The organism is Ilyobacter polytropus DSM 2926 (assembly GCF_000165505.1).
In the GTDB taxonomy this organism is placed as follows: Bacteria; Fusobacteriota; Fusobacteriia; order Fusobacteriales; family Fusobacteriaceae; genus Ilyobacter; species Ilyobacter polytropus.
The window spans coordinates 1,508,006-1,533,962 of the sequence record NC_014632.1 but is presented as its reverse complement, the minus strand read 5'-3'; the positions used below and the strand labels follow the sequence as shown (position 1 = coordinate 1,533,962).

Annotated in this window: 28 protein-coding genes; all 28 read left to right on the top strand. The window is 36.1% G+C overall.

Features of this window, described 5'->3' with window-relative positions:
- The first annotated feature begins 462 nt into the window (after positions 1-462).
- The 28 genes from malQ (at position 463) to rpmA (ending at position 25,837) form a co-directional block, all read left to right on the top strand.
- Positions 463-1,956, top strand: coding sequence for a 4-alpha-glucanotransferase (malQ, locus tag ILYOP_RS07130; protein WP_013387863.1), 1,494 nt, complete (start codon positions 463-465; stop codon positions 1,954-1,956).
- Between the two features lie 25 nt (positions 1,957-1,981).
- A complete protein-coding gene (locus ILYOP_RS07125; protein WP_013387862.1) occupies positions 1,982-4,363 on the top strand; it encodes a glycogen/starch/alpha-glucan phosphorylase in 2,382 nt (793 codons plus the stop codon).
- Positions 4,364-4,611: 248 nt separating this feature from the next.
- A complete protein-coding gene (locus ILYOP_RS07120) occupies positions 4,612-5,289 on the top strand; it encodes an NUDIX hydrolase (RefSeq protein WP_013387861.1) in 678 nt (225 codons plus the stop codon).
- Between the two features lie 34 nt (positions 5,290-5,323).
- The gene (gene rfaE2 / locus ILYOP_RS07115) at positions 5,324-5,800 is read left to right on the top strand and encodes a D-glycero-beta-D-manno-heptose 1-phosphate adenylyltransferase (protein WP_041921210.1); all 477 of its coding nucleotides are present in this window, start codon (positions 5,324-5,326) and stop codon (positions 5,798-5,800) included.
- Between the two features lie 11 nt (positions 5,801-5,811).
- Positions 5,812-6,276, top strand: coding sequence for a tRNA (adenosine(37)-N6)-threonylcarbamoyltransferase complex ATPase subunit type 1 TsaE (tsaE, locus tag ILYOP_RS07110; RefSeq protein ID WP_013387859.1), 465 nt, complete (start codon positions 5,812-5,814; stop codon positions 6,274-6,276).
- The gene (tsaB, locus tag ILYOP_RS07105) at positions 6,257-6,946 is read left to right on the top strand and encodes a tRNA (adenosine(37)-N6)-threonylcarbamoyltransferase complex dimerization subunit type 1 TsaB (protein ID WP_013387858.1); all 690 of its coding nucleotides are present in this window, start codon (positions 6,257-6,259) and stop codon (positions 6,944-6,946) included. The genes tsaE and tsaB overlap by 20 nt, the downstream gene beginning before the upstream one ends.
- 810 nt (positions 6,947-7,756) lie before the next feature.
- The gene (gene nifH, locus ILYOP_RS07100) at positions 7,757-8,596 is read left to right on the top strand and encodes a nitrogenase iron protein (protein ID WP_013387857.1); all 840 of its coding nucleotides are present in this window, start codon (positions 7,757-7,759) and stop codon (positions 8,594-8,596) included.
- A gap of 53 nt (positions 8,597-8,649) precedes the next feature.
- The gene (locus ILYOP_RS07095; protein WP_013387856.1) at positions 8,650-8,979 is read left to right on the top strand and encodes a P-II family nitrogen regulator; all 330 of its coding nucleotides are present in this window, start codon (positions 8,650-8,652) and stop codon (positions 8,977-8,979) included.
- A 55-nt stretch (positions 8,980-9,034) separates the two neighbouring features.
- Positions 9,035-9,415: a P-II family nitrogen regulator gene (locus ILYOP_RS07090; protein ID WP_013387855.1), complete on the top strand. Its 381-nt coding sequence runs from the start codon at positions 9,035-9,037 to the stop codon at positions 9,413-9,415.
- Between the two features lie 16 nt (positions 9,416-9,431).
- The gene (gene nifD / locus ILYOP_RS07085) at positions 9,432-11,039 is read left to right on the top strand and encodes a nitrogenase molybdenum-iron protein alpha chain (RefSeq protein WP_013387854.1); all 1,608 of its coding nucleotides are present in this window, start codon (positions 9,432-9,434) and stop codon (positions 11,037-11,039) included.
- Complete coding sequence (nifK, locus tag ILYOP_RS07080) at positions 11,033-12,412, top strand: nitrogenase molybdenum-iron protein subunit beta (protein ID WP_013387853.1); 1,380 nt, start codon at positions 11,033-11,035, stop codon at positions 12,410-12,412. Before nifD ends, nifK begins: the two co-directional genes overlap by 7 nt.
- Before the next feature lie 134 nt (positions 12,413-12,546).
- The gene (gene nifE / locus ILYOP_RS07075) at positions 12,547-13,923 is read left to right on the top strand and encodes a nitrogenase iron-molybdenum cofactor biosynthesis protein NifE (RefSeq protein WP_013387852.1); all 1,377 of its coding nucleotides are present in this window, start codon (positions 12,547-12,549) and stop codon (positions 13,921-13,923) included.
- An 18-nt stretch (positions 13,924-13,941) separates the two neighbouring features.
- Positions 13,942-15,339, top strand: coding sequence for a nitrogenase component 1 (locus ILYOP_RS07070; protein ID WP_013387851.1), 1,398 nt, complete (start codon positions 13,942-13,944; stop codon positions 15,337-15,339).
- A complete protein-coding gene (locus tag ILYOP_RS07065) occupies positions 15,336-15,629 on the top strand; it encodes a NifB/NifX family molybdenum-iron cluster-binding protein (protein ID WP_013387850.1) in 294 nt (97 codons plus the stop codon). The genes ILYOP_RS07070 and ILYOP_RS07065 overlap by 4 nt, the downstream gene beginning before the upstream one ends.
- Before the next feature lie 25 nt (positions 15,630-15,654).
- A complete protein-coding gene (nifB, locus tag ILYOP_RS07060) occupies positions 15,655-16,935 on the top strand; it encodes a nitrogenase cofactor biosynthesis protein NifB (protein ID WP_013387849.1) in 1,281 nt (426 codons plus the stop codon).
- Between the two features lie 13 nt (positions 16,936-16,948).
- A complete protein-coding gene (locus ILYOP_RS07055) occupies positions 16,949-17,257 on the top strand; it encodes a 2Fe-2S ferredoxin (protein ID WP_013387848.1) in 309 nt (102 codons plus the stop codon).
- Between the two features lie 25 nt (positions 17,258-17,282).
- Complete coding sequence (locus ILYOP_RS07050) at positions 17,283-18,200, top strand: hypothetical protein (protein ID WP_013387847.1); 918 nt, start codon at positions 17,283-17,285, stop codon at positions 18,198-18,200.
- Positions 18,201-18,236: 36 nt separating this feature from the next.
- Complete coding sequence (nifV, locus tag ILYOP_RS07045; RefSeq protein ID WP_013387846.1) at positions 18,237-19,385, top strand: homocitrate synthase; 1,149 nt, start codon at positions 18,237-18,239, stop codon at positions 19,383-19,385.
- Positions 19,386-19,539: 154 nt separating this feature from the next.
- A complete protein-coding gene (locus ILYOP_RS07040) occupies positions 19,540-19,875 on the top strand; it encodes a hypothetical protein (protein WP_013387845.1) in 336 nt (111 codons plus the stop codon).
- Between the two features lie 46 nt (positions 19,876-19,921).
- On the top strand, positions 19,922-20,509 hold the full coding sequence (locus ILYOP_RS07035) for a hypothetical protein (protein WP_013387844.1): 588 nt from the start codon (positions 19,922-19,924) through the stop codon (positions 20,507-20,509).
- 13 nt (positions 20,510-20,522) lie between these two features.
- Positions 20,523-20,897, top strand: coding sequence for a hypothetical protein (locus ILYOP_RS07030; RefSeq protein ID WP_013387843.1), 375 nt, complete (start codon positions 20,523-20,525; stop codon positions 20,895-20,897).
- A gap of 113 nt (positions 20,898-21,010) precedes the next feature.
- Complete coding sequence (modA, locus tag ILYOP_RS07025) at positions 21,011-21,781, top strand: molybdate ABC transporter substrate-binding protein (protein ID WP_013387842.1); 771 nt, start codon at positions 21,011-21,013, stop codon at positions 21,779-21,781.
- 11 nt (positions 21,782-21,792) lie between these two features.
- Positions 21,793-22,461: a molybdate ABC transporter permease subunit gene (modB, locus tag ILYOP_RS07020; protein ID WP_041921026.1), complete on the top strand. Its 669-nt coding sequence runs from the start codon at positions 21,793-21,795 to the stop codon at positions 22,459-22,461.
- On the top strand, positions 22,421-23,086 hold the full coding sequence (locus ILYOP_RS07015) for an ATP-binding cassette domain-containing protein (protein ID WP_222838848.1): 666 nt from the start codon (positions 22,421-22,423) through the stop codon (positions 23,084-23,086). Before modB ends, ILYOP_RS07015 begins: the two co-directional genes overlap by 41 nt.
- Before the next feature lie 185 nt (positions 23,087-23,271).
- Positions 23,272-24,660 carry an L-cystine transporter gene (locus tag ILYOP_RS07010; RefSeq protein ID WP_013387839.1) on the top strand — a complete coding sequence of 463 codons (1,389 nt, stop codon included), beginning with the start codon at positions 23,272-23,274 and terminating at the stop codon, positions 24,658-24,660.
- A gap of 234 nt (positions 24,661-24,894) precedes the next feature.
- Positions 24,895-25,206, top strand: coding sequence for a 50S ribosomal protein L21 (gene rplU, locus ILYOP_RS07005; RefSeq protein ID WP_013387838.1), 312 nt, complete (start codon positions 24,895-24,897; stop codon positions 25,204-25,206).
- Between the two features lie 7 nt (positions 25,207-25,213).
- The gene (locus tag ILYOP_RS07000; RefSeq protein ID WP_013387837.1) at positions 25,214-25,549 is read left to right on the top strand and encodes a ribosomal-processing cysteine protease Prp; all 336 of its coding nucleotides are present in this window, start codon (positions 25,214-25,216) and stop codon (positions 25,547-25,549) included.
- Positions 25,550-25,837 carry a 50S ribosomal protein L27 gene (rpmA, locus tag ILYOP_RS06995; RefSeq protein WP_013387836.1) on the top strand — a complete coding sequence of 96 codons (288 nt, stop codon included), beginning with the start codon at positions 25,550-25,552 and terminating at the stop codon, positions 25,835-25,837. It begins immediately after the preceding gene.
- Positions 25,838-25,957: the final 120 nt, after the last annotated feature.

Genomic DNA, 25,957 nt, shown 5'->3' with positions numbered 1-25,957 from the left:
ACAGAGTACGCAGAGAAAAAGAGAGAGTTTCACAGAGTTAAACCAAAACTATAAACACTCTCTTTTGCGAAAGTTTTTTTATCTCTTTTCTTTTGCCATTGACAAAATCAGCGTTAAGAATAACTGCAGTAAAATCCTTAGAAAAAATCGACTGTCTGAGCGTAGCGAGTTTCGAGTTTTTCTTGGATTTTCAAGGTTATTTAGCTGATTTTTCACAGGCTTGAACTTTTGGTTATGCCCTGACCGAAGGGAGGAAATACTCTTGGGGTGCTTTTCTTTCAAGAGAAAAGTAATGAATCCCTATAAATTCGATACTTTAATTTGGATAGGGGCGACAACCTAGATCAATTAATTTTATTGTATGGAAAAAGTAGGAGGAAGCCACTATACTCCGTAGATAATTAGTATGAAAAAGCTAATGAAAAACAGCAATTTATTTTTACAGTAAAAACAGGAGGGTCTATGGAATTTCAGAGAAGCAGCGGGATAATAATGCATATAAGCTCTCTTCACGGAAAATATGGTATAGGGGATCTGGGAAGACCAGCCTATGAGTTTGTGGATTTTATGGCAGATGCAGGGCAGAAGTTGTGGCAGATTTTACCAATGGGACCAACTGGATACGGTGACTCTCCATACCAGTCTTTTTCGGCCTTTGCAGGGAATCATTATTTTATAGATATGGAAGCTCTTGTGGAAAAAGGGTTTATCGAACAAGATGATTTGGCTAACTTAGTGAATGGGAATATAGAGGGAAGTGTGGATTTTGGACTGGTACATCGCGAAAAAATGAAACTATTGAGAAAGGCATACAACGGCTATCTTCAGGCTGAACAGTGGGAAGATATGGAAGTATTTAAGAAAAAATCTGAATACTGGATAGAGGACTACTGTCTTTTTATGGCTTTAAAGAAAAATTTTGGCTATAAGCAGTGGCAAAAATGGCCTAAAGACTATAGATATAAGAAAAAATCTGTTATAAAAGAGACAGAGATGGATCTTTGCTATGAGATGGAATTTCACCTTTTTCTTCAGTATGTTTTCTATGAACAATGGCAGAAACTCAAAAATTACGCCAATTCTAAAGATATAAAGATTATAGGGGATATTCCTATCTTTGTGGCTCCAGACAGCGTTGATGCGTGGTCCAAGAGCAAGATGTTTTTGTTTGATAAATACAAAAGACCAAAAAAATTATCTGGAGCTCCCCCTGATATGTTTAGCAAAGACGGACAGTTCTGGGGAAATCCTCTGTACGACTGGGATTATATGGAAAAAAGAGGTTACAGATGGTGGCTAGAAAGGGTAAAAAACTCCTTTAATCTATACGATACAATAAGAATAGATCACTTCAGGGGTTTTGAGTCTTTCTGGACGGTGAGATACGGAAGAAAAACCGCAAGAAAAGGCCGGTGGGAAAAAGGGCCTGGCATGAAGTTATTTGGAAAGATAAACAGAACCTTAGGAGAACTTCCTATAATAGCAGAAGATCTGGGGTTTTTAACTCCTAAGGTGAGAAAACTTCTAAAGGACAGTGGATATCCTGGGATGAAAATACTGGAATTTGCCTTTGATACAAACAGTGAAAATGAATATCTTCCTCACAGATATCCGGAAAATTGTGTGGCTTATACTGGAACTCATGACAATGATACAGTTATAGGCTGGTATAGGGGACTCGATAATTTTCACAGGGGAATATGTGAAAGGTATCTGGGAAATATGCCTGAAGTGGAATCAGAGGAGATAAACTGGAGATGTATAGAGGCTATATGGAGCTCTAGGGCGATTATGACCATAACTCAGATGCAGGATGTAATAGGATTGGGAAGTGAAGCAAGAATGAATTTTCCTGCAACATCCTGGGGAAACTGGAAGTGGAGGATGAAAAAAGAGGACTTGAAAAAAGAGAAAGCTCTAAGATTGAAAAGAATAACTGAGAAATACAATCGATAAATTCTTTGGGTATAGGGGGTAAAAAATGTATTTAGATAAAGAAAAAATAATAGATGGAATAAAAAGATATCTAAAGGTTGACTGGGGAAAATCTTTAAAAGAAGCAGAAGATTTTGAGATTTATCAGGCTCTCGCCAAAACAATAATGGAGGGTATATCTGAAAACTGGGAAAAAACATCAGAAGAATACAAAAAAGGTAAACAGGCCTTTTATTTATCTGCTGAATTTCTCATGGGAAGGGCACTTGGAAATAATCTTATGAATATGGGGGTGCTTCGTGAGGTAAAAGAAGTTTTAAAAGAGTTGGGGATAAAATATAACCAGATAGAAGAGGCAGAAGATGATGCAGGTCTAGGAAACGGCGGACTTGGAAGACTGGCAGCCTGCTTTATGGATTCCTTGGCGACCCTTAATCTGCCTGGACAAGGTTATGGTATAAGATATAAAAACGGAATTTTTACACAGAAGTTTGAAGATGGATTTCAAAAAGAATATCCTGAAACCTGGCTGAAATACGGAGACCCATGGTCTGTTAGGAAATCTAGTGATGAGGTCATTGTAGAATTTGGAGATCAAAAAGTCAGGGCTGTTCCATACGACACCCCTATACTGGGATATGGTACAGATAATGTAAACACCCTTAGACTATGGGAAGCTGCACCTATCAATGACTTGGACTTAGATGCCTTTAATTCACAGGAATATGAAGAGGCTGTACAGGAAAAAAACAAGGCTGAAAATATATCGAGGATACTTTATCCAAATGATTCTACCAACGAGGGGAAAAAACTTAGGCTGAAACAGCAGTATTTTTTTGCATCGGCTTCACTGCAGGATATACTTAAGAGTTTCAAAAGAATACACGGTAAAGATTATGAAAAACTTGTAGATTATGTGGCTATACAGTTAAATGACACCCATCCTGTGATTGCCATACCTGAGATGATGAGGCTACTTTATGATGTAGAGGGTATAAGCTGGACAAGGGCGTGGAATATAGTGGAAAATATATTTTCCTATACCAATCATACTATTTTAAAAGAGGCTCTTGAAAAATGGTGGATAGAGCTTTACAGAGAGGTACTTCCTAGAATTTATGATATAACTTACAGAATCCATATCGAACTTCTTCAGTCCCTGGAAAAACAATATCCTGAGGACAGAAAAAAGCATGAAAAAATGTCTGTTATTCAAGGAGATCTTATACATATGGCTTGGATGGCTATATATGGGTCAAAAACTATAAACGGAGTGGCAGAACTTCACACAGAATTATTAAAAAATCAGGAGCTGAAAGAGTGGTACAAACTTTATCCTAAAAAGTTTCAGAATAAAACCAACGGAATAACCCAGAGGAGGTGGCTTCTTTTTTCAAATGAGGAGCTTTCGAACTTTATCACCAAGCTTATAGGAGATGAATGGATAACTGATTTATCACAGCTTAAAAAACTGGAGAAATATAAAGATAATAAAAAAATACTAGATAAATTTCTTGAGATAAAAAATCTGAAAAAAACACAGCTTTCCAATCATCTGAAAAAAGTTCAGGGGATAGAGATAGACACAGACTCTATTTTTGATGTACAGGTAAAGAGGCTTCACGAGTATAAGAGACAACTCCTTAATATATTTCACATAATGGACCTCTATAACAAGATAAAAGAAAATCCTGAGATGGATATTTATCCTGTGACTTATATTTTCGGTGCCAAGGCGGCTCCGGGATATTTTAGGGCAAAGGGGATAATAAAACTGATAAATGAGGTTGCAAAAGCTGTAAATAATGACCCTAGGGTAAAAGGAAGAATAAAAATTGTTTTCGTGGAAAACTACAGGGTTTCTTTAGCAGAAAAAATATTCCCTGCGGCAGACATTTCAGAACAGATATCTACTGCAGGAAAAGAGGCATCAGGAACTGGAAATATGAAATTTATGATAAATGGTGCTTTGACTCTGGGAACCTTAGATGGTGCCAATGTAGAGATAGCCCAAGAGGCAGGTCTTGAAAATAACTATATCTTCGGACTAAAAGTAGAGGATATAAATAAACTAAAGGAAAAGGGATATAATCCGTCAAAAGAGTATGAATCTGTAGAGGGCCTTAAAAAAGTAGTGGACAGTCTCATAGACGGAACTTATGATGACGGTGGAACAGGAATGTTTCAGGAACTTTATGATTCCCTGTTAAAAGGAGCTAGCTGGCATAAACCAGATCAATATTTTATTTTTAAAGATTTTGCAGAGTACCGAGAGACACAGAGAAAAGTCAACATAGAGTATAGGAACCAAAGCGAATGGGCTAAAAAAGCCTGGATAAATATAGCCAACGGAGGAAAATTTTCTTCTGATAGGACTATAGCTCAATATGCTAGTGAGATATGGGGTATAAAAGCCAAAGAAATATAAAAATTTGATTAAAGGGGCAGGGGAAATATCCCTGCCTGTTTAATTTAACAGATGGGAAATAAAAAGAGTTTATTACTAATTTATATGAATAAAAGATAAGATAATAATTTTTCAAGGTAAATTTATAAAAAAGAGATATAAATTGAGATACCAACAGATCAATTAAATATTATAGCTGAAATAAAAAATAAAAGTGAAATAGTTTTTAAAATAAATTAATGTTATAATAAACTTCAGGAGGATTTACTATGAATTACAGTGAGATATTGAAAAAACTTGAATATAAAGACAGTACAATCATATCCCGGGACAAGTATTTTAATTCTGCAGTTATGGCGGTTATCTGTAAGATAGACGGAGAGGAATATTTTGTCCTTCAAAAAAGGGCCAAGAATATAAGGCAGGGAGGAGAGATAAGTTTTCCCGGGGGACAATATGAAGAGAGTGACATCAGTTTTTTAGAGACTGCAATAAGGGAAACTGAAGAGGAACTCGGGATTTCAAGGGAAAAAATAAAAGTATTGGGCAAGATCGGAACCTTGATTATTGCCACAGGTGTGATAGTAGAATCATATGCCGGAATAATAGAAATTGACAGTATAGAGGAGTTTAAAATAAACAAAGATGAGGTGGAAAGGCTTCTCTTTGTCCCACTGAAATTCTTTATGGAAAATAAGCCTAGAATAGAGAGAATAACAATAAAATTTCATCCTTATTATGAAGAAAACGGTGTGGTGAAAGAGTTTCCTGCAAAGGAGCTAGGACTTCCAGAGAGATATTTTAAGCCCTGGGAAGGGAAACCTAGACAGGTATATTTTTACAGCTATGACGGAGAAGCTATCTGGGGAATCACAGCTGAAATAATAATAGAAGTAACAAATATGCTAAGAGAAATTGAAGTTGAGAAATCTATGGGTATATTGTAAAATAATTAAAAGATATAAAGGGTGTGAACTATCGTTGAAGAGAGTATTAGAGAGAAAAGAAGCAGCAGAATTGGTATGTAAAATAAAAAAAGAAGGAAAGAAAGCCGTATTTACAAATGGTTGTTTTGATATACTTCATGTGGGACACCTTAGATATTTAAATGAGGCGAAGGATCAGGGGGATATTTTAATAGTAGGAGTAAACTCAGATGAATCAGTAAGAAGACTAAAGGGACCTACAAGACCTATAAACTCACAGGAAGACAGGGCAGAGATGCTTACCGGACTAAAGGCTGTGGACTATGCAGTTATTTTTACTGAGGATACCCCTGTAGAGATAATAGATGAGCTAAAACCATCTATCCATGTAAAGGGAGGAGATTATAAAAAAGAAGAACTTCCTGAGACAGTGGTAGTGGAAAGAAACGGAGGAGAGGTAAGAATACTTACTCTTGTAGATGGTAAATCTACCAGCAATGTGGTAAATAAGATCATGGATAAAAAGCAGTAGAGGAGAGAAAAATGGAAAAAACAGTTTCATTTGAAGAACTGGATAAACTGGCAGTTGATCTGGCAGATTTTTCAAAGGAAAATGATGTGATAGCTCTTATAGGGGACTTAGGGACAGGAAAAACTACCTTTATCAAGACCCTCGCAAAAGAGCTGGGTATAGAAGAAAATATAAAAAGCCCCACTTTTAACTATGTACTAGAGCATCATGGGGGGAGACTTCCTTTATACCATTTTGATGTGTACAGACTCACCGACCCTGAAGAGGTATATGAGGTGGGTTATGAGGATTACCTCAATAACGGCGGACTAGTTGTTATAGAGTGGGCGGATATTATAGAGAGTGAACTACCGAAAGAATACATTGAGATAAAACTCTACTATCACGATGATGATAGCAGAAAAATCTCTGTTGAATTTATAGGGAACTCAGAAAGAGAAAGAGAGTTGTTTGAATATGTTGGCTTTAGCAATTGATACATCTACAAAGTCTGGAACAGTGGCTTTATACCATAAGGAAAAGGGCCTTGTAGCTGAACTGAACCTAAATGTAAATCTGAATCACTCTGATACAGTGATGAGTGCCATAGACGCACTTTTTGAGCTTTCGGGAAACAGTATAAAAGACATAGAAAGAATAGCAGTGAGTATAGGTCCAGGATCTTTTACCGGGATAAGAGTGGGAGTAGGGACTGCAAAGGGCCTAGCTTATTCACTAAAAGTTCCTTTAGTGGGAATAAATGAACTAGATGCAATAGCAAATCTGGCGCCACGTACATATAAAAAGATAATATCTTTGATAGATGCCAGGAAAGAAAGGGTCTATTATGCAGAATATGCCTATAACTCTAAGGACAGGCTAGAGAGAAAAACCGACTATAAAGACGGGGAACTCAGGGGCATCTTAGACGAGTATAGAGGTGAAGAGGTACTGTTCTTAGGTGATGGGAGCATTCATTATAGAGAACTGATAAAAGATATTATGGGTGATAAATGTTTTTTTACAAGTAATTCACTATCTCTTCCTAGAGCTTCTGTTATGGCTGAAATCTGCTTTGACATGCCTGAGGACAATGTTTTTCGGCTAGAGCCATTTTACCTGAGCAAAACCCAGGCCGAACGAAACAGAGAGAAAAATAAAAATTGAAAAACCTAAAGATATCTTCAAGGTGTTAAACTGAATCAGACTAAATACACTCTTGTTTCACAAAATGATATCTTAAGAGAAGAAAAAAACTTATTTATTAAACCCAGATAAAATAAGGGATTGCTCTAAATATGATAAATGAAAAATAAAAAAAGTTTGACAAAAACAAAAATCAGATATATACTATGAATATAAAACAGGACATCAATAAACAAAATAAATACAAGAAGTGAATGGCATCTTGGCAGAAAAAAAAGAGATTTCTCTTTAATACCCTGAAAAGATATAAAGTCGTTTTACTTTCTCTGAAAATCAGATGAAAGTAGTACGACTTTTTTTGTATAAAAATTCTATTAAATTAAAGGCTAATTCTTCTAACACTAATCAAAGAACTTCTAAACTTATTAAAAACCTACCAAAAAATTAACCTTTAAGAACTCTAAAAAATACTGAAGCTAATCGTATCCAAATAAAAACAATTCAAAAATTATCTAAATTAAAGGTAAAACTTTCTAAATCCTATTCAAAACATTTCAGTCTATTCAAATTAACCTATTCAAAAATAATTCTATTCCAAATAACCTTTAAAGTTTATATCAAGGGCTTATTTTAATTCAAAACTAAACATCATTATATGCAGAAAAGAGATGTAAAATCTAAATTAAAAAAAAATTAAAACCAAATTATAAGTTAATTTTATATAATTTTATTATTTCAAATAAATATTACTTTAGATAATCTAAATAATATTTATTTGAGGCAGTAAACGGGTAAAAGCTATCGCTAATTTAATCTAAGGGGGTAATTAAAATGGCAGAAGAAAAAAAATTAAGACAGTTGGCTATCTATGGTAAGGGTGGAATTGGTAAATCTACTACTACTCAAAACACAGTTGGGGCATTGATGGAAATGGGTAAACATATCATGGTAGTAGGATGTGACCCTAAGGCAGATTCTACTAGACTTCTTCTTGGAGGACTTGCACAAAAGACAGTTTTAGATACTCTTAGAGAAGAGGGAGAAGATATCGAATTAGATGACATCCTAAAAGATGGATTCAAAGGGGTAAAATGTGTAGAGTCAGGAGGTCCACAGCCAGGTGTAGGATGTGCAGGAAGAGGAATCATCACTTCGATCTCAATGCTTGAGCAACTAGGAGCATATACACCAGAACTTGACTATGTTTTCTATGACGTACTTGGAGACGTTGTGTGTGGAGGATTTGCGATGCCGATAAGAGAAGGTAAAGCAGAAGAAGTTTATATAGTTGCATCAGGGGAATACATGGCACTTTATGCTGCAAACAATATCGCAAAATCAATTGCACAATATGGTAAACAGGGTAAAACAAGACTTGGTGGAATCATATGTAACTCAAGAAAAGTTGATAAAGAGTTAGAACTTCTTACTGAATTTGCAGGAAAATTAGGAAGCCAAATGATTCACTTTGTACCAAGAGACAACGTAGTACAGAGAGCAGAAATTCATAAAAATGTAGTTGTAAACTATGAGCCTGAATGTCAGCAAGCTGATGAGTACAGACAATTAGCAAAGAACATTGACGAGAACGAAATGCTTGTAATACCTACTCCTCTCACTACAGATGAATTGGAATCACTAATGATGGATTACGGATTCATGGAAGTATAAGGACCAACTATTATAGAAATTAAAATTAAAAAAAACAGGAGGGGGAACATAATATGAAAATGATAAGAGCGATTGTTAGACCTGAAAAAGTTAATGAAGTACTATCTGAATTAAATGAAGCAGGTTTTCCGGCAGTGACAAAAATCGAAGTAGTTGGTAGAGGTAAACAAAGAGGGGTAAAAGTCGGAGATGTACATTATGATCAGCTTCCAAAAGAGCTAATAATTATGGTTGTAAAAGATGAAATTGATAAAGCGGATGCTATCAGCGTGATCATGAAGACAGCAAAAACATCAGCTTCAGGAGCCTTTGGTGACGGTAAAATATTTGTAAGTGATGTTGAAGAGGCTTATACAATCAGTAGTGCTTCTAACACTCTTTAGTAATAGAATTAGCGCTCAATCGTTGGGTAGTCTGAAAAAGAGGAGGGCAAAAATAATGAAAGAGGTTATGGCAGTAATTAGAAGAAACATGATCAACCAAACAAAGCAAGCCCTATTGCTAGCCGGGATTGATTCTATGACAGCCCGTACAGTAAAAGGAAGAGGTAAAAAAAAGGTAGCTTTTGAACTTTTAAAAGATGTCGAGACAGAAGGTGATGTGACACCTGCAATAGCAGATGCAGTGGCAGAATCTCACAGACTTATAAATAAAAGACTTTTAACTATTATAGTACCTGAAGACAAAGTGAAAACAGTTGTGGATACTATTATAACTGTAAATAAAACAGGGAATCCAGGGGACGGAAAAATATTTGTATTACCTGTAGCAGAATCTTACAAAGTTAGAACCGGAGAATCAGGGGAAGAAATACTTTAAAACAGGGGGTGGAATAATGGAGACGAAAGATAAGATTCAACAGATGCTGGATGCTTACCCGGCAAAAACCATGAAAAACAGAAGAAAACATATATTTATAAAGGACTCCCTGCAAGGAGAACAGCATATAGAGGCTGATACAAGAACTGTACCAGGTACAATGACAAACAGAGGTTGCTGTTATGCAGGGTGTAAGGGGGTTGTTCTAGGGCCGCTAAAAGATATGGTTCATGTGGTTCACGGACCTATAGGATGTTCTTACTATACATGGGGTACAAGAAGAAACAAGGCAGATGCTGATGATGATGGTAAAAACTTCATAAACTATATTTTCTCAACAGATATGCAAGAGAGTGATATCGTATTTGGTGGAGAACCAAAACTTGAAAAAGCCTGTATGGAAGCTTATGAGATCTTTAAGCCAAACGCTATGACAATATCGTCCACATGTCCAGTGGGACTTATAGGTGATGACGTTCACGCAGTAGCAAGAAGAGTGCAGGAAAAAACAGGTATGACTACATTTGCAGTAAGTTGTGAAGGATATAAGGGTGTAAGTCAGTCTGCAGGTCACCATATTGCCAACAATAAACTTATGACGGAAGTTATAGGTAAAGGTGAAAAAGAAGTAGAAGGTAAATTCAAAGTTAATATTTTAGGGGAATACAACATAGGTGGAGACGGATGGGAAATCGGAAGAATCCTAGACAAAATAGGATATACAGTTATCAGTGTTATGACTGGTGATGGTAGTTATGAGACTCTAAAAAATGCCAACCAGGCAGATTTAAACCTTATCCAGTGTCACAGATCAATAAACTATATAGCTGAAATGATAGAAACTAAATATGGTGCACCTTGGATGAAGGTTAACTTTATAGGAGTAGAAAGTACAGTTCAAAGCCTTAGAGATATGGCTAAATACTTCGGAGATGAAGAACTCGCTGAAAAAACAGAAGAGGTCATCAAAGAGGAACTTAAAGAGATAAAAGATGTTATAGCTGAATACAGAGAGCAGTGTAAAGGTAAAACAGCATTCTTATTTGTCGGTGGTTCTAGAGCACATCACTATCAAAACTTACTAGCTGAAATTGGTATAGAGACAGTTGCAGCAGGATATGAATTTGGACACAGAGATGACTATGAAGGTAGAAAAGTAATACCAACAATCAAGACTAATGCTGATAATAAAAATATCGAGAGTATAACTGTAGAAAAAGATGAGAAGAACTATAAAGTATATCTTTCTCCAGAGAAATATGAGGAACTTAAAAAAGAGATACCTCTAGGAGAATACAAAGGTATGATAAGCGACATGAAAGATGGTTCTATCGTAATCGATGATCTGAACCACTATGAAACAGAGGCTATTGTAGAGATGCTTAAACCAGACTTATTCTGTTCTGGTATCAAGGACAAATATATAGCTCATAAGATGGGTATATTCGCAAAACAGCTACACTCTTATGACTACAGCGGACCTTATGCAGGATTTAAAGGCGCAGTTATATTTGCAAAGGATGTTTCAGCAGGATTAAACACACCAACTTGGGGTTATATAACTCCACCTTGGAAAATTTCTCCAGTATTAGAAGGAGAACTAGGAGGTGAAGGTACATGCTAGATTTTACACCTAAAGAGATAAAAGAAAGAAAAGCACTGGTTATAAACCCTGCAAAAACATGCCAACCTATAGGAGCGATGTACGCCGCCTTAGGAATAAACGGATGTATGCCACACAGTCACGGTTCACAAGGTTGCTGCTCATTTCACAGAATGCACCTTACCAGACACTTTAGAGATCCTATCGTAGCAACAACAAGTTCATTTACAGAAGGAGCTTCTGTATTTGGAGGGGGATCAAACTTAAAGACATCACTAAAAAATATATTTGCAATATATGATCCAAAGATCGTAGCGGTACACACAACTTGTCTTAGTGAGACTATCGGTGATGACCTTACAACGATAATCAGTGAGGCTGCGCCAATTATTCCTGAAGGCAAATTAGTAATAAGTACGAGTACACCAAGTTATGTAGGTTCTCATATTACTGGATTTTCCAATATGGTCAAATCAACTTTGCAACTTTTGGCAGAAGGTGAAGGTAAGGGAGCTAACGGGAAAATAAATATCATACCTGGTTTTGTAAATCCTGGAGATATGACAGAGATAAAAGAACTCTTAGAAAAAATGGATGTTCCTTTCACAATGCTTCCTGATACAAGTGGTGTTGTAGATTCTCCTATGACATCAAAATATGAGATGTATCCAGAGGGTGGAACAAAAATCGAAGATATACAGGACGCTGGAAATTCAAAGGCAACTATTGCCCTTGGAACTTTTGCATCAGAAGCTGGTTCAATTGCACTAGAAACTAAATGCGGAGTTCCTTCAACTGCTATAAAAATGCCAGTTGGAGTAAAAGCAACAGATGAATTTCTTATGGAAGTTTCAAAAATTACAGGGAAACCTGTTCCTTGGGAGATAGAGAAAGTGAGAGGTCAGGTAGTGGATATAATGGTTGATACACACCATCACTTCCACGGTAAAAAAGTAGGGATTTTTGGAGATCCTGACCAGGTAATCGCAATGACTGAATTTGTACTTAGTTTAGGAATGGTTCCAAAATTTATGCTAACTGGGACACCTGGAAAAGCTTTTGATAAGCAGATAGAAAAGGTATTGGATGATGCAGGTGTGAACAAAGAAGATTCTAAATACATGAGTAAAGGAGACTTATTCCTTTTCCATCAATGGATAAAAAATGAGCCTGTAGATCTTATTATTGGTAACACATACGGTAAGTACATAGCAAGAGCGGAGGATACTCCTTTAGTAAGGTTTGGATTCCCTGTACTTGACAGATCGGTACATACTTATCTTCCAACTGTTGGTTATAAAGGTGCAATGAGGCTTATTGAAAAAATAAGTGATGCCCTACTTGAAAGAGCAGACAGAGATGCAGAAGATAAAGATTTAGAACTAGTAATGTAAGATTATTTTAGGGTCACGTTCTATAAAGAGCGTGGCCCAATAAAATAACTTGATTTATGTAAATCATTTAATTGAAAATTAGAAGGGGCAATGTTTTATATCAATCAGATTGTTTTATTGAAGAGGTGATAGAAATGGATAAAAAGATTATAGATGGAAACCTGGCATTGATAGAAGAGAGAAAAGATTTTATTGTCTGCAATAAAGAGGAAAAAGGCAAGAAGATAAAATGTGATTCTCAAAGTGTGGCAGGAGCAGTAAGTCAGAGAGCCTGTGTATACTGCGGGGCGAGAGTAGTCTTGAATCCAATAACTGATGCGGTGCATCTGGTTCATGGTCCCATCGGATGTGCGGCTTATACATTTGATATAAGAGGAAGTCTAAGCAGCGGATCTGAAGAATACAGAAACAGTTATTCTACTGATCTTAGAGAGAAAGATATTATATTTGGCGGTGAAAAGAAGCTTACAGCTGCCATAGATGAAATAATGGAACTTAAAAACCCTAAACTTATATTTGTATATTCAACTTGTGTTGTAGGGGTAATTGGAGACGATTTGCAGGCTATATGTAAGGCGGCTGAAAAGAAATACGGAATAAGGGTAATTCCGGTGGAATCTTCTGGGTTTGTAGGAAGTAAATCTGCAGGTTATAAGGCTGCAGGAGATGCGATATTGAAGATACTAGAGTTAGACGGGAATTCAGAAGGAGAGAAAAAAGGTATCAACTTTTTAGGGGATTTCAATCTGGCTGGAGAGCTTTGGATAATAAAGGGATATTTAAAAGAGATAGGGATAGATGTAGTGGCACACTTTTCAGGAGACTCTAATTATGAACAGATAAAAGAGGCTCCCACTGCGTTATTTAATGTAGTTCAGTGTGCAGGTTCTATGACTTCTCTGGCAAAAAAGTTTGAGGATAAATATGGGACTCCATATACCAAGGTCAGCTTTTTCGGACTAGAAGATATAAGAATCTCTCTGAGGTCTCTAGCTTATACCTTAGGAGACTTCAATGTGATAAAAAAGACTGAAGAATTTGTAAAAAGAATGGAAAAAGAGACCACTGAAAGACTAGAACCATACAGAAAAAAACTTGCAGGGAAAAAAGTAGCTATATATGTAGGAGGAGGCTTCAAAGCAATATCTCTCATAAAGCAGTTTAGGGATCTAGGTATAACACCGGTTATGGTAGGATCTCAGACAGGAAGACCTGAAGAGTATGAAATTATAAGAAAACTTTCAGATGAAAATACAGTTGTTTTAGATGATGCCAACCCTAGTGAATTAGAGAGATTCATGAGAGAAAAGGGAGCGGATATGCTTGTAGGAGGAGTAAAGGAAAGACCACTGGCATATAAGCTAGGGATCGGGTTTATAGATCATAACCATGCTAGAAAACATCCTTTGGCCGGATACGAGGGGGCTATTAATTTTGCAAAAGAGATAGACCTGACTGTAAACAGTCCGGTATGGGATATTATCAAAAAAAATGGTATGGGAATAGAGTAGAAAGGGAGGTGGAATAATATGAAAGATAAAAACTGTGTAGACGTAAATGTAAATCCATGCAAGATGTGTATGCCTATGGGAGCGTGTCTGGCATTTAAGGGTATGGAAAAATCCATAGTTGTAATGCATGGGTCTCAGGGGTGCAGCACCTATGTGAGAAGACATATGGCACAGCATTATAATGAACCTATAGATATTGCTTCCTCTTCCCTCAATGAAAAGGCCACTGTATATGGAGGAGAGGCCAATCTTAAAAAGGGACTCAAAAATGTGCTGAAGATGTATAATCCTAAGACTATAGGAGTTGTCACAACTTGTCTTGCAGAGACTATAGGGGAAGATATAAATCGTATATTAAAAGACTTTATGGTAGAGGAAAAAATTTCATCAGAAGATCTGACTTTGGTTTCAGTACCAACTCCTGGATACGGTGGGACTCAGTTTGAAGGATATTATCTGGCTGTGAGAAAAATGGTGGAAAAGATAGTAGAACCTTCAGAACCTAACAAGAAGATAAATATAATAAGCGGGCTTATGAGCCCTGGAGATATAAGAGAGCTGAAATTGATTTTAGAGAGGTTTGGTATCGAAGCCGTAATACTTCCAGATGTTTCTGAAACTTTAGATTCACCTTACAGGGGACTGGAATTTGAAAAGCTTCCTGAGGGAGGGACAACTTGCAGTGAGATAAAAACCATGTCTGGAAGCTTGGCGACAATTGAATTTGGTGTTCATTCAAGAGAGGATCATTCTCCTGGAGAATATCTAAAAAAAGAGTTTGGGGTACCTCTATACAGAATTCCTATTCCTATAGGCCTAGAAAACAGCGACACTCTGATGAAACTTTTGTCTAAAATATCAGGTAAAAAGATTCCAGAGTATTATGTAAAGGCGAGGGGAAGAATGTTAGATGCTATGATCGACTCACATAAATATAACGGTGAGGGAGTGGCGGCAGTATTTGGGGAGCCTGAACTAGTGACATCTATAAGTTCTCTATGTCTAGAAAACGGAATAACTCCAAGGGTTATATCAACAGGTTCTAATATCAAGAAAATAAGAGCATTTCTTGCTGAAGGACTGGATAAATATGGAGATGAAATTGTAGTTTTAGAAGACACAGACTTTGAAACAATCAGATCCTATGTGAAGGAAAAAGAGGTAAATATACTCATAGGACACTCTGATGGAAAGTATATAGAGGAAAAAGAGGGGATTCCTCTTATAAGAGTAGGATTTCCAGTACACGACAGGATTGGAGCTCAGAGACAGGTGACTATAGGCTATGACGGAAGTATGAATTTCCTGGATATCCTTACAAACACCCTAATGGCACAAAAATATCAAAGTTACAGAGACAGAATGTATAAAAAATATTATAAAGAAGATGAGGATGTAAAGGAGGTCACTGCATGAAAGTAGCAGTTGGTGTAAATGATGCTGGAATGATAGCGAGTCATCTCGGGAAAACAAAAATATTTTTAATCTTTTCAAAAGTTGGAGATGAGGTTTCCTTTGTTGACAGACGGGTGACAGACGGGCAACATACAAATCATATAATAGATGATATAAATGACTGTGATGCGGTAATCTCAGGGAAAATTGGGGCAGGGATGGTAGAAAGCCTTAAGAAAATCAATATAGAGGCGGTAATTCAGGAAGATATAGCAGATCCTTTTGAGGCGGTTGAAAGCATGAAGGTATAAAATTCAGATTATAGGGGGGCTTAATATGGCAATGGGGAATGTAGGTTGTTCGGGTGGCTGTTCAGGGAAAACAGATTACCCAGAGTGGGCATCAGAAGAATTAAAAAAGAAAACAGAGGAGCATCCCTGCTATACGGCAGACGGACATAAAAATGCAAGGATGCATATTCCAGTGGCACCTAAATGTAACATACAGTGTAATTATTGTAATAGACTATATGATTGTGTAAATGAGAGCAGACCTGGGGTAACAAGTGGAATACTTACACCAGAAGCTGCGGCAAAAAAATATTCTATAGTGAAAGAAAAAATAGAAAACCTAAAAGTTGTAGGAATAGCAGGTCCAGGAGATGCTCTAGCGAATTTTGAGGAAACAAAAAAATCCATTGAGCTTATCAAAGAGAAAGACCCAGATGTAATAATCTGCCTTTCTACAAACGGACTTATGCTCCCTGATTATGCAGAGGAGATCATAGCTTTAGGAATAAATCATGTAACTGTGACTTTAAACAGTATCGACCCAAAAATCGGGGCAAAAATTTACGAGTTTGTTAATTATAAGGGTAAAATATTAAGAGGAGAAGAGGGAGCCAGGGTTCTTCAGGAAAATCAGCTAAAAGGAATCGAATACCTAACTAAAAATGGTGTTTTGTGCAAAATAAACATAGTACTGGTAAAAGGTGTCAACGATCACCATATTCCTGAGGTTGTAAAAAAAGTAAGAGAACTGGGTGCTTTTATGACCAACATAATGCCTTTAATACCTGCAGCGGGGACTGTATTTGAGAATATGCCTCTTGTAAGTAAGAAGGAGCTAAACGAACTCAGGAACAAATGCTCTATAACAATGAAACAAATGTATCACTGCCAGCAGTGCAGGGCAGATGCAATAGGTCAGCTGACTCAGGACAGGTCTTTAGAATTCAGAGGTACTGGTGAAGAAAAGTTCGAAGAGAAAGAAGAGAGAGACTTACTTGTGGCAGTGGCATCTAAAGATAGGAAATTAATAGATCAGCATTTTGGTCAGGTAGACCGATTTCATATCTATAAATATTCAAAAGACGGAATTGAATTTATGGAGGAAAGAGAGATAGAAAAGTATTGCACAGGGATAGAAAGCTGTGACGACAAAGATTCTAAGATAGAAAAAGTTATAAAAACTTTAGGTGATTGTAAAATGGTACTCAGCGTGAGGATAGGTTATGGACCTAAGCAGATGCTCAGATCAAATAACATCTACACTTATGAGCTTTACGACACTATAGAAGATGGGATAAATACTGCATTTAAAAAAATAAACGGATAATGGGGGGAAGAAAATGATTAAACCAAAGCATCACATATTTGTATGTTCTAGTTCTAGGATAAACGGTCAACAGAAAGGTTATTGTCTGCAAAAAGAGTCAGTGACAATAATACAGAATTTTATGGAAGAGATAGACGACAGAGATTTGTCTGGAGAAATAATGGTGACGAATACAGGATGTCTGGCAATATGCGATAAGGGTCCTATAGTTATAGTTTATCCTGAAGGAGTATGGTATGGAAGTGTAACTCCTGACGATGTAGAAGAGATAATGGACTCACATATTGAAGGTGGGAAACCTGTAGAAAGACTTATGCTGTAAGGTAGTTGTAGAAGGGGGAGTTTGAATGAAGTGTAAATATGGTGACTTAGAGGGAGTTTATTATTCTGAAAATTATAATACTGGAGAATTAAAAAGCTGCATACTTCAGAAAAAGAACATGTTGAAAACGGAATACGGACTCCTCACGCCCCAGTATAAAGATGATAGTGAAAGAAGAAAACTGAAATTCTCGCTGGAGTTTTATAAAAATGGAATCATGAAAAAAGTTTATCTTCAGGAGAAGGTTCTTTTGGAAACAAAAGCGGGAACTATTACTGCAGAATCGGTGATGTTTTATGATGATGGTTCCATAAAAAAGATATTTCCTTTAGATGGAAAATTAACAGGATTTTGGACTGAGCAGCATGAATTCAAACTTGCTGAAAAATTAAAAATAAAAACTCCTGTTGGAATCATAGAAAATAAGATAATAAGTATAAGCTTTTATAGAAGCGGTAAAATAAAGTCTCTGACTCTATGGCCTGTTGAACGGCCTTTAGTAAAAACCCCTATAGGGGAGGCTACTGTCAGAACCGGGATATCTTTTTATGAAACTGGAGGTATAAAGTCCTTTGAACCTGCTGAAATGGTAGATGTGGAGACCCCTATAGGATCTCTCAAGGCATACGACATCGCACCTCTTGGAATACACGGCGACATCAATTCCCTTTCCTTTTATGAAGACGGTAAAATAAAGTCACTCTATACAACTACAAACGAGATTCTAATAAAAGGTGAGGATGAGGAATACCTTTGTTCTCCTGCAGAGACTATAAGTATGTGCAGTGATGAAAAAAAGGATATTGTTCCAATGAAAATTGAGTTTAAAAAAGGAAAAGTTTTTTTAGAAAACAGAAAAGTCAGCTTCAATATAGAAGAATTTGCCTTTAAGGTCAACGATTATAAGGTGGATAAAGATAAGATGTGCAGTACTTGCTGCTAAAATTATCTATATTCCTGGGAATGTGAGGTGTTTTTTATGGAAGATTTTTACATATTAGATACAACTTTAAGAGACGGTGAACAGACTCCAGGAGTTGATTTTACTATGGAGGAAAAGCTAGAGATAGCAACTATGCTCGATAAAGCTGGAGTAGGTGTTATAGAAGTGGGAACTCCTGCCATGGGTCAAGAAGAGATCCAGATAATAAAAAAAATCAATGATTTGGGTTTAAAGTGCGAGCTAATTACATGGAACAGACTTTCGAAGTCTGACATAGACAGCTCTATAAAAACAGGAATTAAAAATGTTCATATAGGAGTTCCTGTATCTGATATACATATATATAATAAACTGAAAAAAAGCAGAGAGTGGATTATCGAGACTCTCAAAGAGCTTGTGACTTATGCCCTTGATAAGGGATGCAAGGTTTCTGTGGGAGCTGAAGATGCCTCTAGGGCGGACTTGGATTTTCTTATTGAATTTTACAAAACAGCAGAATCACTTGGAGTGTGCAGGGTCAGGTACGCTGACACTGTGGGGGCCTTAGATCCCTTTACAGTATATGAAAATATCAAGATAATAAGAAGTGAAATAAATATAGATATAGATTTTCACGGCCATAATGATTTTGGGATGGCCACTGCCAATGCTCTGGCAGCCTGCAGGGCGGGAGCAAAATATATAAGTGCCACAGTAAACGGTATAGGGGAGAGAGCAGGAAACACTTCTCTTGAAGAGATCGTCGCCTCTCTTAAGTATATAGGAAAATATAAAACTAATTTTGACATGAAGCAGATTCCTGTTCTATCAAAATATGTGGAAAAAGCTTCTGGAATAAAACTTTCTAAAAATAAACCACTTGTGGGAGAAGCTGTATTTTCACATGAGTCCGGGATACATGTAGACGGACTTTTGAAAGACAGGAGGACTTATGAATTTATAGATCCAACAGAGATAGGGCGTGAATCAGAGTTTGTTCTAGGAAAAACTTCTGGAAAAGCTTCTGTGAAAAATGCCATGGAAAAACTAGGGATGAAGTTAGATGATGATAAAATCTCAAAAATGCTTGAAAAAGTAAGAAAGGGAGAGTCATTGGAGAAAAAAAAAGAGCCCCTAAAAAAACTTAAGTATAAAGTAGTTGGAATCTTTTCAGGTGAAATAAAGTTACCCTTTATTTTTCCCTGAAAAGGTTTAAATCCGTATTACTTTCATTTTTAAAGATGGGAGTCATGCGGATTTTTTCAATTACGGAATAATATAAGGTGTAAAATCTGTAAAATTTATCTTGAACAAATGTTGAAATATAATATATTTTATTTTAAATAGAGGGGGAGATATTGTGGGGAAATTAGTTTATAAATGCTTGGAACCTTTTGAATTTAATTTTCAGGGATTAGAGTGTAATCTAGAGATTGATATAAGTGGATGCTATGAAGACGGCAGTAGAAAAATACTTATAAAAAAGAGAAAAGATGAACTCAGGTGTTTTCCTTTTGCCACCATATCACAATATGCACCTGGTACACAGTTAGAAGAGGATGAGTTTGTACTCTACCACTGGGAGATGTATGATGAACTTATAAGGTATCTTTTGGAAAAAACAAATTATTTTGAAAATACTCATAAAGTAGTGGAAACTGAACTGGGAATAAGCCCTGTTTTAAGAATCAGATAAAACATAAAATAGAGTCAGATAAATTTTTTATATGGAGGTTTATATTATGTATAATGTTAAAATATCAGAAAAAAATTATGATCTGGCTGATTTTTATGAGGTCAGTAAAATATTAAAAAAATTTGAGGGTCCCAGGGACGGTTTCCCAGTTTATTTTTCAAATAAACTAAAAGAGTTTTTTGAAGATACCTATCTAACTAAGGGAGATGAGGATCTAGAGAAGGATATCTACAAAACACAGCTTTTGATCAATGACTGCTTTGATTATCTTTTTTCAGGTGAGGGAGATTTTGAAAAATATTTTGATGAAAAAGCCAGGGTAAAATATAAAGAGAGCTTAAGTTCCCTCAGAAAACATAAGACCAAGGTAAATGTTTGCTATGAGCCCGAAGTTGTGGCTCAGAAATTAGAGTCAGAAAATGACCTAGACTTATTTTACTACTACTCTTTCACCTTATGTTATCTCAACGAATACTTGATACAGTTGTTTTCAATATTTAAGGATAGATTTCAAGGGGGGAGTCTTGGTAAAATTGAGGTAAAGTCTTTGAATGATTTTCTTATGAATATATTTACGGTGGAGTATGAAAAGGCCTTTGTTGAATTTGAAAAAGAGATTATAAAATCTAATTAGAGGGGGAGCTTAAATGGAATTGAAGGAATTTATGGAAGAGATTAAAGCGTATAAAAATAGGTATATAAACATTTATTTTTTAAGCTCTAGAACTCAGAAAAAAGGAGTGTTAAAAAATATAACGGGAAATTTGGAAGATGGTGCAGCTAAATTTATAGATATTTCCATTAAGGAGATAAAAAGCGATGAAGAGATGCTAAAGGAATATAAGTGTGGTGGATGTGGTAAGGGTAAAAAAGATGGCAGTGGTAAAGAGAAGGAGAGGGTAACAATCTCTCTCAAGAATCTAGATGATACAACAACTATTGAGAAAAGTAAAAAAATGAAGTCCGATCTTTATAAGATAGTTATGAATGAAGAAGAGATTGGTATGGTAATTTATGATTAGTTTTAAAAATACAAGTTTCAGAAAAAACAGTTCTTAATTTTACAAGGAACAGGCAACATGATACAATAATTTGATTTTATCTTTTTTTATTTAATAAAGGGAGATGCATTTTTATGAAAAAAACTTTAAAATTTACTATTATAGCTTTATTTTCGATATTATTTTATGCATGTGGAACTAATGGGGATAAAACAGAGGCTAAAAAAGAGATCACAATTTCTGCAGCAGCAAGTCTGACAGAGATTATGGATGAATTAAAGCCGATATATGAAGAAAAATATAATACAGAATTAACTGTGAATCTAGCTTCTTCAGGGACACTTCAGAGACAGATTGAAGAGGGAGCCCCTGTGGATGTTTTTATATCTGCCAGTGGAAAAAAGATGGATATACTGATGGAAAAAGAGCTCTTGGAAAAAGGTACAAGGGAAGACCTGCTGAAGAACAATTTAGTTCTTATTGCTAACAAGGAAAGCAGTGATAAGGTAAAGTCACTGAAGGATCTTAGTAAGGGTGATGTCAAGGTGAGTATAGGGGAGCCGGGATCTGTTCCTGCAGGTAGATATGCCAAGGAGAGCCTTGAGTACTACGGAGACTATGAGAGTATAGAGGCTAAGCTGATATTTGCCAAAAATGTAAAACAGGTACTTTCCTATGTGGAATCTGGAGAAGTGGATGCAGGGATGGTGTATGGTTCAGACGCCGTTAACTTAAAAAACAGCGTTATTATCCAAAAGATAGAGGCAGAATCTCATTCTCCTATTGTTTATCCAGGGGCTGTAATCAGGGATAGTGAAAATAAGGAATCGGCAAAAGAATTTATAGAATTTTTTAAAACTAGCGAAATTAAAGAACTTGCAGAAAAATATGGTTTTGAAATTTAGTCAGGTGGTGTATGAGTATGATAGTGACCCCTATATTGATATCATTAAAAGTTGCATTTGTTTCTACATTATTTACTATGAGTATAGGGGTGCTTTTGGCCTGGATTTTTACGAAACATCCTTTTAAAGGTAAGGATTTTTTCGAGGGACTAATAATACTTCCTATGGTATTGCCTCCTTCGGTAACAGGATATGCTCTTCTCATGTTATTTGGGAAACATGGCTTATTGGGGGAGCTTATTTATAAGGTGTTTGGGACTAGTCTTATCTTTACCTGGAAGGCAGCCTGTGTGGCGTCTTTTGTAGTGTCCCTTCCTCTCATGTACCAAAGTTGCAAGGCGGCATTTATAAATATCGATTCTAGTTTAGAAAAGGCCGCTAGGACTCTAGGAGCAGACGAGAAACGTATCTTTTGGAAGATAGGTATCCCCATGGCAGCACCGGGAATAATAAGTGGTACAATACTTTCTTTTACAAGGGCCTTAGGGGAATTTGGAGCTACCCTCATGGTGGCGGGAAATATTCCTGGGAAAACCCAGACTATACCTATTGCGATATACTTTGCAGTTGATAGTGGAGACAGAAGAACTGCAAATATATTAGTTGGCATAGTAGTTATTTTTAGTTTTTTGGTTATTTATGGGCTTAATATATGGAATAGAAAGAAAAACAGATATTGAGGTGATGGATATGCTTAGGGTGAAATTATTTAAAGAGATGTATAATTCAAATTTAGATATTGACTTTGCTGTAGATAAAGAGGTCCTTGCTATACAGGGAGCTTCTGGAGCAGGAAAGAGTACTTTGTTAGAGTGCATATCAGGGCTTCAAATTCCTGACAGAGGACAGATATCAATAAGGGGAGATATTGTTTATTCTAGTGATGCCGCTATAAATACCAAAGCTAGGCACAGAAAAATAGGCTATGTTTTTCAGAATTATGCACTTTTCCCTCATATGAGTGTAAAGGAAAATATTTGCTTTGGTATGAAATGCAGGGGAATAGGAGACAGTGAATATGTGGATTACCTCATGAAAACACTAAAGATCAACCATTTGGAAAAAAGATACCCTGGTCAGATTTCAGGAGGGGAAAAACAAAGGGTTGCGCTAGTGAGAGCACTTGCTACTAAACCAGAGGTCCTTCTTTTGGATGAACCTTTTTCAGCTCTTGATCAGGATACAAAAAATATTGTATACGAGGAATTTTTAAAATTGAAAAATACCTTTGACATGAGTATAATCCTTGTGACACACAATCAGTATGAAGCTGAAGCTTTAGGGGACAGAATATTGAAGATATAAGTTTATATTAAAATAACCTTTAAAATTAGACCTTTAAGGGTCTTTTTTTTTATTCATAATTATTTAAGGATAAAAGTTGACTTTGTTGATAAATTATGATATTCTCTTACTCAAGAAGAAAAATACTCAAAATACAGATTATAAGTGTATTTTTAAAAAACTTAATATTTCAGGAGGAAAATATAATGGGTGTAATAATTAATTTAATTATTATGATTGTATTGGTAGGGTTTTTATACAGTCTACAGAAAAAATATGTGTCTTTTACAAAAAGGGTATTTACAGCCTTAGCTCTCGGTGTTTTATTTGGGGTAGTTCTCCAGATAGTTTATGGAAGAGGATCACAGGTTATCTCTGATTCAAATTCATGGTTTTATATAATATCCGGAGGTTATGTAAGGTTATTGAAAATGATAGTCACTCCACTTGTTATGGTTTCTATCATATCTGCCATCATAAATATAAAAGATGGTAAAACTTTTGGTAAGATCGGAGGAAGTGTAGTTGGTCTTTTGATCGGGACTACAGCCGTATCAGCACTGATAGGAGTTGGATCTTCACTATTGTTTAAACTCAGTGCTGTAGGGATGAGTGTAGGAGAAAGAGAGGCTTCAAGAGGAGAGATCATGGTGAACAAGCTTTCTAACTTGGACACCTCTATGGCTCAAAAGCTGGTGGAGACAATACCTACCAATCCCTTTGCAGCAATGACAGGTTCTGGAGACAACGCAACAATTTCAGTGGTTATTTTCTCAGCCTTTATAGGAATATCAGTTTTAGGAATTGCTAAAAAACATCCTGAATCTGTTGAAACTGCAAGAAAGTTTGTCAATTCAGCTCATGATATAGTTATGAGAATGGTGACACTGATACTGAGACTGACTCCATATGGGATAATGGCCCTCATGGTAAAAGTAGTTTCTACAAGTAATACTGCAGAAATTTTAAATCTTATAAACTTTGTATTAGCTTCTTATGTGGCTTTAGCAGCTGTACTTTTAATGCACCTTATGCTTGTAACCTTTGCAGGACTAAACCCCGGTATATATCTTAAAAAGATTTTCCCGGTACTAGCATTTGCATTTACATCTAGAACAAGTGCAGGAACCATACCTTTGAATATTCAGACACAGGTTAAAAAGCTGGGAATAAGTGAAGGTGTGGCCAATATATCAGCTTCCTTTGGTGCTTCCATAGGTCAAAATGGTTGTGCCGGTATATACCCTGCTATGCTTGCAGTAATGATAGCTCCAACTGTAGGAATCGATCCTACTAACCCTATGTTTATACTGAAAGTGGTATTAATAGTAGCTCTAAGCTCCTTCGGAGTTGCAGGTGTAGGAGGAGGAGCAACCTTTGCGGCGTTGATAGTGTTGTCTGCTCTTAATTTACCTGTAGCCTTAGTGGGACTCCTTATATCTATAGAGCCGCTTATAGACATGGGAAGAACAGCTGTAAATGTCAGTGGTGCCATGACAGCCGGAACTCTTACAAGTAAGTTTATAGGGGATTTTGATTCTGAGATATACGAAAACCCAGAGATAGAATTAGAGGAAAGTATAAAAGAAATATAATTGTTTTGAGGAGGTGAAAGCCTCCTTTTTTTTGTATAAATTTGATATTTTTAATTTATAGTTAAAAGATCATAATAATTTTTGGGTTTCTTAAAGTTTTTATAAAATTGCTTTTAAAATAGCAAGGATATCATTGACAAAAAGCATAAAAAGTGATATCATTTCGTGAGTTACGCATGGCAAAGGTCGTCAGCAACCTTTAGTCAGCGATTTTAATCTTTTGGAGGTGTTTAAATGTACGCAGTAATCAAAACTGGTGGTAAACAGTACAAAGTTGCAGAAGGTGACGTATTAAAGGTAGAGAAGTTGAATGCTGAAGTTAATACAACTGTAGAACTAACTGATGTTCTTCTTGTTTCTAAAGAAGGAGAAGTTAAAGTAGGAGCTCCTGTAGTAGAAGGTGCAAAAGTTCTAGTAGAAGTACTTTCCCAAGAAAAAGGGAAAAAAGTTATTAACTTCAAATATAAGCCAAAGACTGGATACCATAGAAAAAAAGGTCACAGACAATTACTTACTGAAATCAAAATCAAAGCAATCGAAGCTTAATTAACTTATGACTGAAGTAGTTATAATTAGAAAAGAAGGCAGAATTGTCTTTTTTTCAGCAGAAGGACATGCAGGTTTTGCAGAACACGGAGAAGACATTGTTTGTGCGGCGTTGTCAACTGCTTTACAATTTCCTATAGCACATTTGGATGAAGTATTAGATATCGTTCCTAGATATGAAATTTCTGAAGATGGACTGCTAAAAGTTGATTTTAGGGGTGTGGATCTCAAAGGCAACGATAGAGAGCTGAATGTATTGTTGGAAATGATGTATTTAACAGTTAAACAATTAGCTAGGGAGTATTCAGAATTTATAAAGCTTGTAGAGAAGGAGGAAAAGTAGATGTTATTTAGATTGAACATACAATTATTTGCAAAGAAAAAAGGTCAAGGTTCTGTTAAAAACGGAAGAGATTCTAATCCTAACTACCTTGGAGTAAAGAAATATGACGGTGAGGTAGTAAAGGCTGGAAACATCGTTGTAAGACAAAGAGGAAACAAGTTCCATGCTGGAACTAACATGGGGCAAGGTAAAGATCATACTTTATTCGCTCTTACTGACGGATATGTTAAATTCGAAAGATACGGAAAAGATAAGAAGAAAGTTTCTATCTATCCTGAAAGAGTTTAATCGATTGGATGTTTAATCCCGGCCAGGTGCCGGGATTTTTTATATTTATAAATTGCTGTTTTTTGGGAGTAAATCGAGCCTGTTGGAATGCTTTGAAAAGTAGTGTTTGAAATTGCAAAA

What these genes read in the sequence shown, in the direction of transcription:
- rplU (WP_013387838.1), top strand. Translation starts at nt 24,895, where the DNA reads ATGTACGCAGTAATCAAAACTGGTGGTAAACAGTACAAAGTTGCAGAA.
- ILYOP_RS07065 (WP_013387850.1), top strand. Translation starts at nt 15,336, where the DNA reads ATGAAAGTAGCAGTTGGTGTAAATGATGCTGGAATGATAGCGAGTCAT.
- nifD (WP_013387854.1), top strand. Translation starts at nt 9,432, where the DNA reads ATGGAGACGAAAGATAAGATTCAACAGATGCTGGATGCTTACCCGGCA.
- ILYOP_RS07050 (WP_013387847.1), top strand. Translation starts at nt 17,283, where the DNA reads ATGAAGTGTAAATATGGTGACTTAGAGGGAGTTTATTATTCTGAAAAT.
- nifV (WP_013387846.1), top strand. Translation starts at nt 18,237, where the DNA reads ATGGAAGATTTTTACATATTAGATACAACTTTAAGAGACGGTGAACAG.
- tsaE (WP_013387859.1), top strand. Translation starts at nt 5,812, where the DNA reads ATGGAAAAAACAGTTTCATTTGAAGAACTGGATAAACTGGCAGTTGAT.
- ILYOP_RS07120 (WP_013387861.1), top strand. Translation starts at nt 4,612, where the DNA reads ATGAATTACAGTGAGATATTGAAAAAACTTGAATATAAAGACAGTACA.
- tsaB (WP_013387858.1), top strand. Translation starts at nt 6,257, where the DNA reads ATGTTGGCTTTAGCAATTGATACATCTACAAAGTCTGGAACAGTGGCT.
- ILYOP_RS07010 (WP_013387839.1), top strand. Translation starts at nt 23,272, where the DNA reads ATGGGTGTAATAATTAATTTAATTATTATGATTGTATTGGTAGGGTTT.
- ILYOP_RS07090 (WP_013387855.1), top strand. Translation starts at nt 9,035, where the DNA reads ATGAAAGAGGTTATGGCAGTAATTAGAAGAAACATGATCAACCAAACA.
- ILYOP_RS07000 (WP_013387837.1), top strand. Translation starts at nt 25,214, where the DNA reads ATGACTGAAGTAGTTATAATTAGAAAAGAAGGCAGAATTGTCTTTTTT.
- ILYOP_RS07095 (WP_013387856.1), top strand. Translation starts at nt 8,650, where the DNA reads ATGAAAATGATAAGAGCGATTGTTAGACCTGAAAAAGTTAATGAAGTA.
- malQ (WP_013387863.1), top strand. Translation starts at nt 463, where the DNA reads ATGGAATTTCAGAGAAGCAGCGGGATAATAATGCATATAAGCTCTCTT.
- ILYOP_RS07055 (WP_013387848.1), top strand. Translation starts at nt 16,949, where the DNA reads ATGATTAAACCAAAGCATCACATATTTGTATGTTCTAGTTCTAGGATA.
- modB (WP_041921026.1), top strand. Translation starts at nt 21,793, where the DNA reads ATGAGTATGATAGTGACCCCTATATTGATATCATTAAAAGTTGCATTT.
- nifE (WP_013387852.1), top strand. Translation starts at nt 12,547, where the DNA reads ATGGATAAAAAGATTATAGATGGAAACCTGGCATTGATAGAAGAGAGA.
- nifH (WP_013387857.1), top strand. Translation starts at nt 7,757, where the DNA reads ATGGCAGAAGAAAAAAAATTAAGACAGTTGGCTATCTATGGTAAGGGT.
- ILYOP_RS07015 (WP_222838848.1), top strand. Translation starts at nt 22,421, where the DNA reads ATGGGCTTAATATATGGAATAGAAAGAAAAACAGATATTGAGGTGATG.
- modA (WP_013387842.1), top strand. Translation starts at nt 21,011, where the DNA reads ATGAAAAAAACTTTAAAATTTACTATTATAGCTTTATTTTCGATATTA.
- ILYOP_RS07070 (WP_013387851.1), top strand. Translation starts at nt 13,942, where the DNA reads ATGAAAGATAAAAACTGTGTAGACGTAAATGTAAATCCATGCAAGATG.
- rpmA (WP_013387836.1), top strand. Translation starts at nt 25,550, where the DNA reads ATGTTATTTAGATTGAACATACAATTATTTGCAAAGAAAAAAGGTCAA.
- ILYOP_RS07035 (WP_013387844.1), top strand. Translation starts at nt 19,922, where the DNA reads ATGTATAATGTTAAAATATCAGAAAAAAATTATGATCTGGCTGATTTT.
- ILYOP_RS07125 (WP_013387862.1), top strand. Translation starts at nt 1,982, where the DNA reads ATGTATTTAGATAAAGAAAAAATAATAGATGGAATAAAAAGATATCTA.
- ILYOP_RS07030 (WP_013387843.1), top strand. Translation starts at nt 20,523, where the DNA reads ATGGAATTGAAGGAATTTATGGAAGAGATTAAAGCGTATAAAAATAGG.
- nifK (WP_013387853.1), top strand. Translation starts at nt 11,033, where the DNA reads ATGCTAGATTTTACACCTAAAGAGATAAAAGAAAGAAAAGCACTGGTT.
- nifB (WP_013387849.1), top strand. Translation starts at nt 15,655, where the DNA reads ATGGCAATGGGGAATGTAGGTTGTTCGGGTGGCTGTTCAGGGAAAACA.